At 74.2% G+C, this 13,217-nt stretch carries 13 protein-coding genes; 6 read left to right on the plus strand and 7 right to left on the minus strand.

Annotated elements, in window-relative coordinates; genetic code table 11:
- Nucleotides 1-104: 104 nt before the first annotated feature.
- Together AB7J25_RS00640 and AB7J25_RS00645 are read right to left on the minus strand one after the other, a co-directional pair.
- On the minus strand, nt 105-1,160 hold the full coding sequence (locus AB7J25_RS00640; protein ID WP_428503810.1) for an NAD(P)H-dependent flavin oxidoreductase: 1,056 nt from the start codon (nt 1,158-1,160) through the stop codon (nt 105-107).
- Entirely contained in the window at nt 1,157-1,771 is a 615-nt protein-coding gene (locus AB7J25_RS00645; RefSeq protein ID WP_428503812.1) for a hypothetical protein, read from the minus strand. The genes AB7J25_RS00640 and AB7J25_RS00645 overlap by 4 nt, the downstream gene beginning before the upstream one ends.
- A gap of 204 nt (nt 1,772-1,975) precedes the next feature.
- Between AB7J25_RS00645 and AB7J25_RS00650 the strand changes: the two genes are divergently transcribed.
- The gene (locus tag AB7J25_RS00650; protein WP_428503814.1) at nt 1,976-3,112 is read left to right on the plus strand and encodes an MFS transporter; all 1,137 of its coding nucleotides are present in this window, start codon (nt 1,976-1,978) and stop codon (nt 3,110-3,112) included.
- 44 nt (nt 3,113-3,156) lie between these two features.
- Here AB7J25_RS00650 and AB7J25_RS00655 read toward each other — a convergent pair whose 3' ends face one another.
- On the minus strand, nt 3,157-4,416 hold the full coding sequence (locus AB7J25_RS00655; RefSeq protein WP_428503816.1) for a M18 family aminopeptidase: 1,260 nt from the start codon (nt 4,414-4,416) through the stop codon (nt 3,157-3,159).
- Nucleotides 4,417-4,475: 59 nt separating this feature from the next.
- Between AB7J25_RS00655 and AB7J25_RS00660 the strand changes: the two genes are divergently transcribed.
- A complete protein-coding gene (locus AB7J25_RS00660; RefSeq protein WP_428503818.1) occupies nt 4,476-5,882 on the plus strand; it encodes a GMC family oxidoreductase in 1,407 nt (468 codons plus the stop codon).
- A 24-nt stretch (nt 5,883-5,906) separates the two neighbouring features.
- Here the strand turns inward: AB7J25_RS00660 and AB7J25_RS00665 are convergent, their stop codons facing one another.
- Nucleotides 5,907-6,602, minus strand: coding sequence for a Clp protease N-terminal domain-containing protein (locus AB7J25_RS00665; RefSeq protein ID WP_428503819.1), 696 nt, complete (start codon nt 6,600-6,602; stop codon nt 5,907-5,909).
- 74 nt (nt 6,603-6,676) lie between these two features.
- On the opposite strand from AB7J25_RS00665, the gene AB7J25_RS00670 reads away from it, so the two are divergent.
- Entirely contained in the window at nt 6,677-8,716 is a 2,040-nt protein-coding gene (locus AB7J25_RS00670; protein WP_428503821.1) for a M3 family metallopeptidase, read from the plus strand.
- A gap of 152 nt (nt 8,717-8,868) precedes the next feature.
- Here the strand turns inward: AB7J25_RS00670 and AB7J25_RS00675 are convergent, their stop codons facing one another.
- Nucleotides 8,869-9,084, minus strand: a complete 216-nt coding sequence (locus tag AB7J25_RS00675; protein ID WP_428503823.1) for a hypothetical protein — start codon at nt 9,082-9,084, stop codon at nt 8,869-8,871.
- Nucleotides 9,085-9,448: 364 nt separating this feature from the next.
- Between AB7J25_RS00675 and AB7J25_RS00680 the strand changes: the two genes are divergently transcribed.
- Nucleotides 9,449-10,147 (plus strand): response regulator transcription factor, encoded by a 699-nt coding sequence (locus tag AB7J25_RS00680; protein WP_428503825.1) that lies wholly within the window; start codon nt 9,449-9,451, stop codon nt 10,145-10,147.
- A 138-nt stretch (nt 10,148-10,285) separates the two neighbouring features.
- Entirely contained in the window at nt 10,286-10,567 is a 282-nt protein-coding gene (locus AB7J25_RS00685) for a GlsB/YeaQ/YmgE family stress response membrane protein (RefSeq protein WP_428503827.1), read from the plus strand.
- A gap of 72 nt (nt 10,568-10,639) precedes the next feature.
- On the opposite strand, the gene AB7J25_RS00690 is transcribed toward AB7J25_RS00685, so the two are convergent.
- Nucleotides 10,640-11,008 (minus strand): DUF4870 domain-containing protein, encoded by a 369-nt coding sequence (locus tag AB7J25_RS00690; protein WP_428503829.1) that lies wholly within the window; start codon nt 11,006-11,008, stop codon nt 10,640-10,642.
- Between the two features lie 18 nt (nt 11,009-11,026).
- Nucleotides 11,027-12,079, minus strand: coding sequence for a histidinol-phosphate transaminase (hisC, locus tag AB7J25_RS00695; protein ID WP_428503831.1), 1,053 nt, complete (start codon nt 12,077-12,079; stop codon nt 11,027-11,029).
- A gap of 60 nt (nt 12,080-12,139) precedes the next feature.
- Between hisC and AB7J25_RS00700 the strand changes: the two genes are divergently transcribed.
- On the plus strand, nt 12,140-12,832 hold the full coding sequence (locus AB7J25_RS00700) for a dienelactone hydrolase family protein (protein WP_428503833.1): 693 nt from the start codon (nt 12,140-12,142) through the stop codon (nt 12,830-12,832).
- Nucleotides 12,833-13,217 lie beyond the last annotated feature (385 nt).

Consider the following 13,217-nt stretch of genomic DNA (forward strand, 5'->3'; position numbering starts at 1 on the left):
TATGTGCGAGCGCCCCGCGATGTGTGCCGGCACAGGAACACCTGTGCGAGGCCCCGGGGGAGGCAGAGGACGTGCGGGCCAAGTGGGGTGCGCGAGCGCCCCGGTCAGCGGCCGCCGAGCAGCGCCTCCGCGTCCCGCCACATCCGCGCCACGACCTCACCCGCCGGCTCCTCGGTCGCCATCGCCGCGGACTGGCCCGCCCAGTGGTTGGCGCGGTCCAGCCCGTGCGGCTCCCCGCGACGCCACTGCGCGACGAGCGCCCGCTGCTGCGGGTAGGGCGCCGCGCGCGTGGCCCCCGGCTCCGTCCATGCCGTGATGTACGGAGTGGGGGCGGCGCGGCCGAGCCGTCCGCTATACGCCCGGGTGGTGACGGTGGCCTCGGGCGCGAGCGCGTCCAGGTCCGCCGCCCACGCCTTCGCGATCCCGGTCTCCGGGCAGCGCAGGAAGGCCGTGCCGACCTGCACCGCACTCGCCCCGAGCGCCAGCGCCGCGGCGACGCCCCGGCCGTCCGCGATCCCACCCGCGGCGATCACCGGTACGGCCAGCTGGTCGGCCAGGCGCGGGACCAGCGCGAACAGCCCGACAGACGTGCGCTCGGCCGCATCGGGATCGAATGTCCCACGGTGTCCGCCCGCCTCCATCCCCTGGGCGACGACGGCGTCCGCGCCCGCCTCCTGCGCGGCGAGCGCCTCACCGAGGGTGGTGGCGCAGGCGAACCAGGCGACGCCTTCCGCGTGCATCCTCGCGACGAACGGGGCGTCGAACAGCCCCATGATCGACGAGATCGCGGTGGGCCGGGCGGCGATCATCGCCTCGCACTGCTCCGCGAACACCGGGCCGCTGCCCGTGGGCGGGCCGGGAAGGCCGAACCTGCCGAGGAACCGCTCGGCCGCCGCCACCCGCGCCGCGTCGTCCACCGGCTCGTCCGGGATCCAGATGTTGAGCTGGAGCGCACCGTCCGACCGGGAACGGAACCGGCGGACCCACTCGGCGATCGCCGCGGGCGCGTCCAGGACGACGCCCGCGCCGCCCATCCCGCCCGCCTCGGCCACCGCAACGGCCAGTTCGGGCGGACACGCACCCGCCATCGGCGCCTGCAGGACGGGAACCCGCAGGCCGTACCGCGTGCAGAATCCCGCGACGCGCTCGGCGACGGTCAACGGTGCTCGCCGTCGGGATGCGGGTCGCGGCCCGCGCAGAGCAGGAAGCGATCGCGCCAGGAGACGTCCGGAGGCAGCGCCAGCGGCTCGCTGAACAGGCCGGCGTCACGCCATCGCTGCGCGACCGGCCACGTGCCCTCCCACATGCCGCGGGCGAGTTCCTCGGTGAACGGGCACGCGCGCGAGCCCAGGTGCCTGGCGACGTCGTGGGCGAGGAAGCAGCGGGCGATGTCGCTGCGCCACAGGTAGTCCGACACCGAACTCTCGCCCGAGGCGGGATCGACCGGTGCCGTCGCATCGGTCACCTTCTCCGCCGCCGCGCACGCCGCCTCGGACAGCGCGGCGACGGAGGCGTGGGGGTCGGGACCGAGGAGATCGCCGTCGTAGGTGTCGCCGATGTCCGCGAGGCTCCGCCCGGCGAGCAGCTCCGGGAGCAGCGCGTTGTCGCGGGCGTACCGACGCACCGCCTGGCGGATGGTGAGCGGGCGTGCGGTACGCGGCAGGTCTGCGGTCGGCGGCATGACGATCCGCCACTGCCCTGCCCGGATGCGGCCGAGAACCTCCACGAGGACCGTCTCGGCCTGCAGGAACAGCTCGGCCTCTCGGATCATTCGGGCTCCTCTGCACGCACGACGCCAGCAATCATCGAGAGTGCGGCGGCCCACGACAAGGGGCGGATCATCGTGAGACGCCCCGGACGGGTACAACTTCGTCGCATTCCGTCAGGGGTCGTGGCTAGCCTCGTCGCCATGCCGTTTCTTTGACGTCGCCCCAGCCCCCTGACGCCCGCGGCCCGCAGGCTCTCCCGCCTCGCAGTGGCCTGGGCGTTCTTCGCCGACGCGTTGCCGATCTACCCGTTGTACGCGCTGCTGTTCCTCGACACCGGGCTGACGGTGGTGGAGGTGTCGGCACTCTTCGCAATCTGGTCGAGTGTCGGGTTCGTCGCCGAGATCCCGACCGGTGCGCTGGCGGACCGTTTCTCCCGGCGGGCCTCGCTCGCGGTCGCCGGGATCGTCCAGGCCGCCGGGTTCGCCGTGTGGATGGCGCTGCCCGGTTTCCCGGGGTTCGCCGCGGGCTTCGTGCTCTGGGGGTTGGGCGGCACGCTCGTCAGCGGCGCGTTCGAGGCCCTCGTCTACGACGGGCTGGCGGACGTCGGTGCCGAGGAGCACTACGCGACGGTCAACGGGTGGTCGTCGGCCGCCGGGATGCTGGGCCAGCTGCCCGCGGCAGCGGCCGCGACGCTGCTCTACACCGTCGGCGGGTACGCGGCCGCAGGCTGGGTGAGCGTCGCGCTGTGCCTGGGCGCGGCGGTCCTCGCGACCCGGTTCCCCGAGCCGCCCCGTGCCGCGGTCGACGGGCCGGACGGCGCGGGCTACCTCGCCACCCTGCGCGCGGGCGTCACGCAGGCCGCGGCGAGCCCGGCTGTGCGGGCCATGGTGGTGGCGGTCGCGCTGCTCACCGGCCTGGACGCGCTGGAGGAGTACTTCGGCATCCTCGCCAAGGACTGGGGCGTCCCGACGGCGCTGGTGCCGCTGGCGACGGTCGCGATCCCGCTGGCCGGAGCGGCGGGTGCGGCGCTGGGCGGGTTCGCGAACCGGCTTCCGGCGGTGGGGATCGCCGCCCTGCTCGCCGGGGGTCTGGTGCTGCTCGGCGGCGCAGGGATCGTCGCGCACCCGGCCGGGCTGGTCGCCGTCACGGCGTTCTACGGGGTGTACCGGGCCGCCGTCGTGGTGGCGGACGCGCGGCTGCAGGAACGGGTGGCGAGCGGGGTGCGGGCGACCGTGACGTCGGTGGCGTCGCTCGGCACGGAGATCGCGTGCCTGGGCGTGTACGGGATCTGGGCGCTCGGCGGGCTGCTGCCCGTGGCGGCGGCTTGGCTGCTGGTGGCCGTGGCGCTGCCGTGGCTGCTGGGCGCGCGGCCCGGCCGCGGCGCCGTGGCGGTGCGCGGGTGAGCCCACCCCGCCGACCGACCACCGGGCCCGGGGCGGCGCGGGGATCAGCCCGGGTCGGTGAGGAACGCCCGCGCCGCCGCGCCCAGGTAGGCCGGGTCGTCCACCCCGCACAGCTCCCGGGCCGAGTGCATGGACAGCACCGGGATCCCGACGTCGACGGTCCGGATCCCCAGTCGCGTCGCCATGATCGGGCCGACGGTGCTCCCGCACGGGATGGTGTTCTTCGAGACGAACAGTTGTGACGGGACACCGGCGTTGCGGCAAGCCCGCGCCCAGGCCGCGGCGCCGGGGGCATCGGTGGCGTAGCGCTGGTTCGCGTTGACCTTCAGCGCCGGCCCGCCGTTGGGGACGCTGCGGTGCGCGGGATCGTGATGGCCCAGGTAGTTGGGGTGCGCGGCGTGCGTGACGTCCACGGACAGGCACCGAGAGCGGGCGAACGCGGCCACCCGGGCCTCGTACCCGCCCGCGAGATGGGTCAGCACCGTCTCCAGCAGCGGGCCCGCCGCACCGGACGCGGTGGCGGAACCGATCTCCTCGTGGTCGAACCCGACGAACACCGGGATCACCCCGTCCGTACCGGAGGTGTCGATCAGCGCGCCGAGCCCCGCGTGCACCGACGCGAGGTTGTCCAGCCGCGGGCTCGCGAGGAGTTCCTCCGCGGCGCCGAGGCGGGCGGGCGGCGTGAGATCGCCGACGACGAGATCATGCGCGGCGACCTCCGCCGCCGGTATCCCGACCTCGGCCGCGAGGAACTCGACGAGCTCGCCGTCGTAGGCGGTCCCGAGGCCCCACACGGGCAGCAGGTGCTGCTGGGCGTCGAGCGTGAGGCCCTGGTTGACGGTGCGGTCGAGGTGGATGGCGAGCTGCGGGACGCGCAGCAGCGGCCGGTCCACGGTGACGAGCACCGCCGAGCCGTCGTAGAGGGCGAGCCGCCCGGCGAGGCCGAGATCGCGGTCCAGCCAGGAGTTCCACAGCGCGCCGCCGTAGACCTCCACGCCCACCTGCCGCCACCCGGCCGCGCCGCCGTCCGGACGGGGCTTGACCTTGAGCGTCGGCGAGTCCGTATGTGCCGCGAACACGCGCAGCGGGGTTCCGGGCACCGCGCCGGCGGGCACGGACCAGGCCAGCAGCGTGCCGTCGCGCACGAGGTAGCGCCCGCCGGGGCCGCGCTCCCACGGACCGACCTCGGGCTGCTCGACGAACCCGGCGGCCCGCAGCCGCCGCACGCCCTCCGCCACCGCGTGGTACGGCGACGGGCTCGCGGTGACGAACGAGGCGAGATCGGCGATCAGGTCGGGGTTCACGTGCGGCTCCTCGCGTCGTGCCGTGGGCGGGTCGGCCCACGACAGGGCATCCTCCACCCGTGCCTGCAGCGGGGTTCGACGTGGTCGTCGTCGGCGGGGGCGCGGCGGGCTGCGCCCTCGCCGCTCGGCTGGCCGCCGATCGGCGCGTCCTGCTGCTGGAGGCGGGGCCCGCGGTCGTCCCGGAGGCCCTGCGCGCCGTCGCCTCCCTCGAGGCCACCACGGCCGGTCATCTCCTCAACTGGACCCACGCCGCGCAGCTGCGGACGGGCCACGCAGCGGTGGTGCCGCGGGGGCGGGTGCTCGGCGGGTCGAGCGCGATCAACGGGGCGGTGTGGATGCACGCCACCCCCGCGGACCAGGCCGCCTGGGGCCTCGACCTGACCGACGCCTACGCCAGCGCCGCCACCGACCTCGACACCGGCCGCGGCAACGGGCCGGTCCCGGTGCGCCGGCCGGCCGGGCCGCTGCGCCACCCGGCCACCGACCGCTTCCTCGCCGCCGCCGACGCGCTGGGCCTGCCCCACGAGCACGACAAGAACGCGGGTGGGCCCCCCGGTGCTGGCCTCGTGCCGTCCAACACGCGCGACGGCCGACGCGTGGACGCCGCCACCGCCTACCTGCCCGGATCGGGGGCGGAGGTCCGGACGGACGTCACGGTCCGCCGCGTGCTGCTCGACTGGGGCCGCGCGACCGGCGTCGAGCTCACTGACGGCGCGCGCATCCACGCGGATGTCACCGTGCTGGCTGCGGGTGCGGTCGGTACCCCGCACCTGCTGCTCGCGTCCGGGATCGGCCCGGCGGACGAGCTGCGGGCCGCCGGGACCACCCCGCGAGCGGACCTGCCGGTGGGCCGCGACGTCACCGACCACCCCGCCGTCTTCCTCCCCTTCCGCGCCCCCGCGCACACCACCGACCCGCCGCCGCACCCACACGCCCCGGCCGCGCAGGCCGCCCTGGACCTGGACTCGGGCGCCGATCCCGCGGGGGACGTCGAGGTCCTGCTCTTCGCGCGCCCGTTCGCCCCCGCCGGGGAGCTGCACCTCATGTGCCTGCTGCAGCACCCCGAGAGCCGTGGCGCGATCACACTCCCCGCGCCCGCGGGCCCGCCCCGGATCGAGTACCGCTACCTGCGCACCGAGTACGACCGCCGCCGCCTGCGTTACGCTCTGCGCACGGCCGCGGAGCTGCTGCGGGCCGGCCTGGGCGAGCGCGCCGGGCTCGACGCGGCCGAGCTGGCCACCGACCGGGCGACGGACGGCTGGATCGCCGCGCACCTCACGACCGCGGTGCACCTGTGCGGGGGTGCCGCGATCGGGCGGGTCGTCGACGCGGCGTTTCGGGTGCTCGGGATCGACGGGCTGCGGGTCGCGGACACCTCGGTGCTGCCGGTCGCGCCGCGGCGCGGGCCTGCGGCGACGGCCGTGGCGCTGGGGGAACGGGCGGCGGAGCTGATCCGGTCCGGGTGAGCGCCGCGGTGGTCGGCCAGGGCCTCAGGCCTGCGGCGCCTGCGGGATCAGCTCGAGGACGGCCGCCTCGACCTCGTCCTTGCGCAACCCGAGCCCCGCGAGCGGCCCGTCGCCGTCCTCGGCCTCCAGGAGTGCGAGCAGGATGTGCTCGGTGCCGATGTAGTTGTGCCCCAGCCGCAGCGCCTCGCGGAAGGTGAGCTCGAGGGCCTTCTTGGCGGTGGTGTCGAAGGGGACGAGCGCCGGGAGGTTCTCGACCCGGTCGGGCAGCGCGACGGCCGCGCGGACGACGTCCGCGGACGCACCCCGGGCGGCCATGACGCGGGCGGCGACGCCCTCGGGCTCGTCGACCAGGCCGAGCACGAGGTGGCCGGGGGTGATCTCCGCGTTCCCCGCGGCGCGGGCGGCGTTCTGGGCGCGCACCACGACGTTGCGGGCACGCGGGGTGAAGCGGGCGAAGCCCTCGGCGGGGTCGGCCGGGACGAAGCGCTTCTGCGCGGCCTGCTTGGTGACGCCCATGCTGCGGCCGATCTCGGTCCACGAGGCGCCGGCGCGCCGGGCCTGGTCGACGAAGTGGCCGATGAGGTGGTCGGCGAGCTCGCCCAGGTGCTCGCCCGCGACGACGGCGCTCGACAGCCGTTCGAGCGGCTCGTCGTGCACCTTGACGATGCCGGCGATGAGGTCGTCGAGGCGGATCGGTGGATCGGGCGCTACTGGAGCCATGCCGTCAACCATAGGTTGACGATGCTTGTGTCGTCAACCCGAGGTTGACGCTTCGAGTTCACGATAATGAACCGATGAACCCGTTCGCGGAGCCCAGCCCCCTGCCCTTCGGCTACCCGCCCCTCGACGCGATCCACGAGGAGCACTTCCGCCCCGCGTTCGCCGAGGCCATGGCCGTCCACCGCGCCGAGGTGGACGCGATCACCGCCGACCCCGCCCCGCCGACGTTCGCCAACACCGTCGAGGCACTGGAACGGGCCGGGACGATGCTGGCGCGGGTCTCGGCCGTGTTCTTCACGCTGGTCAGCTCGTCGTCGACGCCCGGGATCCGCGCGATCGAGGCGGAGGTGGCGCCGCAGCTCGCCGCGCACCGGGACGCGATCACTCTCGACCCCACCCTCGTCGCCCGCCTGGACGACCTCCACGCGCGGCGCCACGAGCTGGAGCTGGACGACGAGTCGCTGCGCCTGCTGGAGGAGCGCCACCGCGCCGTCGTCCGTGCTGGCGCGCTGCTCGATCCCGCGGGCCAGGAGCGGCTGCGTGCGCTCAACGCGGAGCTCTCGACGCTGTCCACCGAGTTCGGCAGCCGCCTGCTGGCCGAGGCCAACGACTCGGCGGTGCTCGTCACGGACCCGGCGCGGCTGCACGGCCTGCCCGCCGACGCGGTGGCGGCCGCCGCCCGGGCCGCCACCGAGCGCGGTCACGACGGCGCCTGGCTCCTGCCGATGGTGCTGCCCACGGGCCAGCCCGTGCTCGCCTCGCTCACCGACCGCGCCCTGCGCGAGGAGGTGCACCGGGCCTCGACGGCCCGCAACGCCCGCGACAACGACCACGACACCCGCGGGATCGTCCGCCGCATCACGGCGCTGCGGGCGGAACGCGCGACACTGCTCGGGCACCCGCACCACGCCTCGTGGGTGGCCGAGGACAGCACCGCCTCCACGACCGACCGCATCGACGACCTGCTGGCCCGCCTCGTCGGGCCCGCTGTCCGCAACGCCCGCGCCGAGGACGAGGAGCTCGCCGCCGTGGCCGGGCACCCCGTCGAGGCCTGGGACCGGGCCTTCTACGCCGAGCGCGTGCGTCGCGCCCGCTTCGACGTGGACGCCGAGGTGCTGCGGCCGTTCCTCGAGCTGGAGCGGGTGCTGCACGACGGGGTGTTCCTCGCCGCCCACCGCCTCTACGGCCTGGGGTTCGCCGAACGCCACGACCTGCCCACCCACCATCCGGACGTGCGCGTCTTCGACGTGACCGACGCAGGCGGCGAGCCGGTGGGGCTCTTCGTCGCGGATCTCTTCGCCCGCGAGTCCAAGCGCGGCGGGGCGTGGATGAACAGCTTCGTGAGCCAGTCCCGGCTGCTCGGCACCCGGCCCGTCGTGCTCAACACCCTCAACCTCAACCGTCCGGCCGTGACCTCCGACCCGCCCACCCCCGTCCTGCTCACCCTGGACGAGGTGCGCACGATGTTCCACGAGTTCGGCCATGCGCTGCACGGGCTGCTCTCCGACGTCACCTACCCCTCGTTCTCCGGGACGTCCGTGCCGCGCGACTTCGTGGAGTTCCCGTCGCAGGTCAACGAGATGTGGATGCTGCATCCCGAGGTTCTCCCCCGCTACGCCCGCCACCACGAGACCGGCGAGCCGATCCCGGACGACCTGATGGCCAAGCTGGAGGAGAGCCGGCACTTCGGTGAGGGGTTCGCCACCACCGAGTACCTCGCCGCGTCACTGCTCGACCAGGCCTGGCACCGGCTCGCGCCGGGCGCCGAGGTCGAGGACGTCGAACGGTTCGAGGCCGGTGCGTTGGCCGCCGCGGGCTGCGGGATCGAGGTGGTGCCGACGGCGCCGCCGCGCTACCGCAGCGCCTACTTCAACCACGTCTTCGGCGGGGGCTACAGCGCGGGCTACTACTCCTACATCTGGGCGGAGGTCCTCGACGCCGACACCGTGGAGTGGTTCAGCGAGCGTGGCGGGCTGCGCCGGGAGAACGGGGAGGTGTTCCGCCGCGAGCTGCTCGCGCGGGGCGGCTCGGTCGACCCGATGCTGGCCTACCGGACGTTCCGGGGCCGCGACGCGCGGATCGAGCCGCTACTGGTGCGGCGCGGGCTGGCCTGACCCCCCGCGCCTGGCCCCCGCGCGAGACCCCCCGCGCGAACGGCACGTACGGGAAGACCTAGCTCCAGTACGTGCCGTTCGCGGGGCACACCGCGGGGTATGCCGGGGAGCCCGTCCCGCCCGATGGGGAGCGCCGGGCGGGACGGGCACGTTCAGTGGCCGGCCGGGGCCGCCCGTTCCCCGAGCATCCCCGGGGTGGGCGTGACCAGGTCGGCGACCGGGCGCGGAAAGCCGGGTGCGACCGGCTCGGGGGCCGTGGTCCCCGCGGAGAGACCTGCGGCCAACGCCGCGACCACGGCGAGCCCGGCGAGGCCGAGCGCCAGCAGGACGACGCCACCCGGGGTCGCTGCGGCCGAGGGCCGCAACATCGGTCCGGACGCCTGTCGCATGGCGTGGAAAGCTAGGGCTGAACCGCTCCAGGTGGGGGAATTCTGAGAAGGCTCACGCTCGGTGAACGGTCAGGGGTCGATCCCACGCGCCGAAACGCGGCCTGTCCGGCCGGTTCGGCGGCAGTCCTGCTCCGATCGGCACAGCACCACTCTCAGCCTGCGTCACCCAACGCCACGACCGACCATCCGCCGGATTGCTTCCGACCTGGAGGCAACCTCGACCGGTCACCGGCGTCCTATAGACCGTTCCCCGTACGTCGCCTTACCGGCCTATTGCCTCACGCCCGACCCGCCGACACCCTCGTCCGCGATGCTCCCCGCTGCTCCCCTGAGGGAAGCGTCGGTGCCCTCCATACCGGTTCCGCGCACCCACGCGTTCCCGAACGACGAGATCCTGCTGGCGCTGCCGGCCACGACGGCGTCGACATCCGTGCTGCGCGGCCTGCGTAACGACGGCCTGCGCGTCCAGCCGGTCGCCGACGGTATCGCCGTGCTCGACGCCGTGCGCACCAGCCCACCGGCGCTCCTCGTGCTCGACGCCGATCTCCCCGGGCCGGACCAGCGCGTCGTCCTGTCGGCGGTGCAGTCCGAGGCGCCGCACGTGGCGGTCGTCGCGCTCGTCCCCCGCGAGCGCCGCGCGTCGCTGCTCCCCCAGCTGCGCGGCGACCGCGACGACTACCTGCTGCGCCCCTTCGCCGTGGACGACCTCGCCGCCCGGATCCGGCTGCGCCTGCAGCTCGGGCTCGCGGTCCCCATCGACCGGACGGTGCTACGCCGAGGGGAGATCATCGCGGACGTCGAGTCCGGCGAGGTCACGGTCGAGGGCCAGGCGGTGGCGCTCTCCCCCACCGAGTTCAACCTGCTCGTCGAGCTGTTGCGCGCCCCGGGGGAGGTCGTCCCCCCGGACCACCTGGCCCGGGAGGTGTGGTCCGAGCCGGCGTCGACGAACCTCGTCCAGGCCTACATCTCCTACCTGCGGCGCAAGATCGGGGCGGAGCGGATCCGCACGGTCCGCGGTGGTGGGTACGTGCTGGAGCCGTGAGCGTGCGGCTGAACAGGTGACGTCGGTCGGATAACAACTCGGTCCAGAGCGGCTTCCCGGCGTGTGAGAGTGGCCACGCTCTGCTACCAAAGGCGCACCCGGGCCGGGCCACGGCCCGCGACCTGGAGGGAGCACCTCGTGACCATCTCGTTCTGGGGGATCATCTGGACTCTGCTCATCGGCGTAGTCTTCGGTGTCCTCGGCCGGCTGCTCCTGCCCGGCAAGCAGAACATCTCGTTCCTCGTCACCGTCCTCGCCGGTGTCGTGGCCGTCGTCGTCGGCCTGTTCATCTCGGAGGCGCTGGGCGTAGCCACCACCAACGGCGTGGACTGGATCGAGCTGCTGATCAAGATCGTGCTGGCCGTGATCTTCGTCGGCCTCGCGGCCAGGTTCTTCTCCAAGGGCAACGCCCCGGCCTGACGCAGCGGGCGAGCGCCTGCCCCCCGCACGTCGCGACGGCCCCCGGCACCCGCCGGACCGGGCCGTCGCGCGTCAGGAGACCAGCCGCAGGGTGAGCGGGTAGCGGTAGTCCCGGCCCTGCGAGGCCGCGATCGTCGCGAGGATCACGACGACGACGTAGAAGACCGCCCACACCGCCAGCACGACGAACCCGATCAGCACGAACGTGAGCAGGACGCCGACCACCACGACCAGCAGCGTGGTGATCTGGAAGTTCAGCGACTCGACGGCGTGGCGGCGGATGAACGGCGATTCGTTGCCCTTCACCAGCAGCACGATCAGCGGCGCCAGCAGCCCCAGCGCGACGTAGGCGGCCAGGAAGCTGCCGACGTGCGCCGCCAAGGCCCAGTTCCGCTCCTGCGACGTGGTGCCGGACCAGGACGACGGCTGCGGGTAGCTCATCTCCCCATGAAACCAGCGTCAGCGGGGAAAGGACGTCGCTGCCGCGATCAGGGCGTCGTTCTCCTCCGGCAGCGCCACCGTGATGCGGCATCCGTCCGGATGGAACGGCCGCACGATCACCTTCTGCTCCAGGCAGTGCACCGCGAACGGCTGCGTGCGCTCCCCGAGCGAGGCCCACACGAAGTTCGACTCCGTGGGCGGGACGGTGTAGCCCAGACCGAGCAGGGCGTCGCGCACCCGCACCCGCTCCCGGACCACGTCCTCCACCGCGCCGAGCAGCTCCCGCTCCGCGTCGAGGGCAGCCATGGCCGCGGCCTGCGCGATCGTGCTGACCGCGAACGGCGAGCCGACCTTGCGCAGCGCCGTGGCCACCTCCGGCGTCCCGATCGCGTACCCGACCCGCACCGCCGCGAGTCGGTACGCCTTGGAGAAGGTGCGCAGCACGACGAGGTTCGGGTAGCGGTCGACCAGGTCCAGCCCGTCCACGGCGTCCGGGAGGCGGACGTACTCGCGGTAGGCCTCGTCGAGGGCCACCAGCACGTCCGGGCCGACGGCGTCGAGCAACCGCACCAGCTCCTCGCGGTGTACGACGGTGCCGGTGGGGTTGTTCGGCGAGCACACGAACACGAGCCGGGTCCGCGGGGTGACGGCGGCGATCATCGCATCGATGTCGTGGCGGAAGCCGGCGTCCAGCGCCACCGTGACGGCCTTCGCCGCACCGATCTGGGTCACGATCGGGTACGCCTCGAACGAGCGCCACGCGTACACGACCTCGTCCGTGGTCTCCCGGCAGGTGATGTTGACCAGCTGCTGGCAGAGGCTCACCGAGCCGCAGCCCACCGCGATCCGCTCGGCCGCCACGCCGCGTGCCGTGGCGAGCCGCTGGGTGAGTGACGTGACCGCCAGATCGGGGTAGCGGTTGCTCACGGTGGCGGCCTCGGCGATCGCGGCGAGTACCGAGGGCAGCGGGGGCAGCGCGACCTCGTTGCTCGCGAGTTTGATCGCTCCCGGGATGGCCCGACCCGGCACGTAGGCCGGCAGCGCGTCGAGATCGGGGCGGATCGGAGTCATGCTGGTCACCGTAGGCGGTCCCGGCGGGCCGACACAGGCGGGTTCTGCCAGGCTGGAGGCATGACCGACCTCAGCACCGAGACCGTCCCGCTGGTCGATGGCAGCGCACTGCGGCTCACGGTGGCCACGCCGGACAGCGCCGTCCGCGGTGGGATCGTCGTCCTGCACGAGGCGAGGGGCGTCACCGACGACGTGCGCGGGCTGGTGCACGGCCTCGCAGGTGACGGCTGGCTCACCGTCGCGCCCCATCTCTACCACCGCGACGGCGCCGACGAGATCGACGGGTCGGACGAGGCCGTGCAGGAGCAGGTGGACCGGCTCGACGGCGAGCAGGTCCTCGCCGACACCGACACCGCGTTCGGCTGGCTCGCCGATCACGACATCAGCCCCGACCGGATGGGGGTCGTCGGGTTCGACCTCGGCGGCTCCGTGGCCCTGATCGTCGCCGCCCAGCGCACCCTCGGCGCGGCCGTCAGCGTCGCGGGCGAGGGCTCGATGCACCCGGCCCCCGGGCTGCCCTCGCCCGTCGAGCTGGCGGGCGAGCTGACCTGTCCCTGGCTGGGCCTCTACGGCGAGACCTCCGACGGCGGCGACCCGGACGTGGACAAGCTCAAGGAGGCCATGAACCGGGCCGAGGTGGCGGCGGACGTGGTGGTCTACCCGCACAGCGGGCACCGGTTCGACGCCGACCCCGAGGCCGCCGCCGACGCCTGGCAGCGCACGCTGAACTGGTTCGACTCGCACCTGCGCTGACCCGCGAGTTGCGCATCTCGCCGCCGCGAGTTGCGCATCTCATCAGGCCGTCTCGCGCATCTCACCGCCGCGGGTCGCGCATCACATCAGGGCGTGTGGCACAGCGGCCGCCCGGCTGAGTCGTCGACGCGGTGCCGACTGCGCTGCCAAGTCCGGCGAGGTCGTCCCCGGACGCACGTCCGAGGAGGAGATCAACCTCTTTCACCCCCGCCCGGCCGGCCCGGTCGCCGGCGCCGGGCCGGACGACCACTCCGATCCTCGACGCCGGCTCGCGGGCTGCGCTCGGGCCGATCGGCGGACAGGCCGCGGTGGAGGTGCGTGCCTCCACCCGGCGCGCGACGCGGTAGCCGGGTCCAGGCCACACAGCGCGACGCCAAGTATGTGG

Source organism: Pseudonocardia sp. (genome assembly GCF_050246655.1).
Lineage (GTDB): Bacteria > Actinomycetota > Actinomycetes > Mycobacteriales > Pseudonocardiaceae > Pseudonocardia.

Bases quoted from the DNA above. Each gene is read 5' to 3' on its own strand.
- AB7J25_RS00645 (WP_428503812.1), bottom strand. From the start codon at position 1,771: ATGATCCGAGAGGCCGAGCTGTTCCTGCAGGCCGAGACGGTCCTCGTG.
- AB7J25_RS00665 (WP_428503819.1), bottom strand. From the start codon at position 6,602: ATGGCTCCAGTAGCGCCCGATCCACCGATCCGCCTCGACGACCTCATC.
- AB7J25_RS00670 (WP_428503821.1), top strand. From the start codon at position 6,677: ATGAACCCGTTCGCGGAGCCCAGCCCCCTGCCCTTCGGCTACCCGCCC.
- AB7J25_RS00675 (WP_428503823.1), bottom strand. From the start codon at position 9,084: ATGTTGCGGCCCTCGGCCGCAGCGACCCCGGGTGGCGTCGTCCTGCTG.
- AB7J25_RS00690 (WP_428503829.1), bottom strand. From the start codon at position 11,008: ATGAGCTACCCGCAGCCGTCGTCCTGGTCCGGCACCACGTCGCAGGAG.
- hisC (WP_428503831.1), bottom strand. From the start codon at position 12,079: ATGACTCCGATCCGCCCCGATCTCGACGCGCTGCCGGCCTACGTGCCG.
- AB7J25_RS00700 (WP_428503833.1), top strand. From the start codon at position 12,140: ATGACCGACCTCAGCACCGAGACCGTCCCGCTGGTCGATGGCAGCGCA.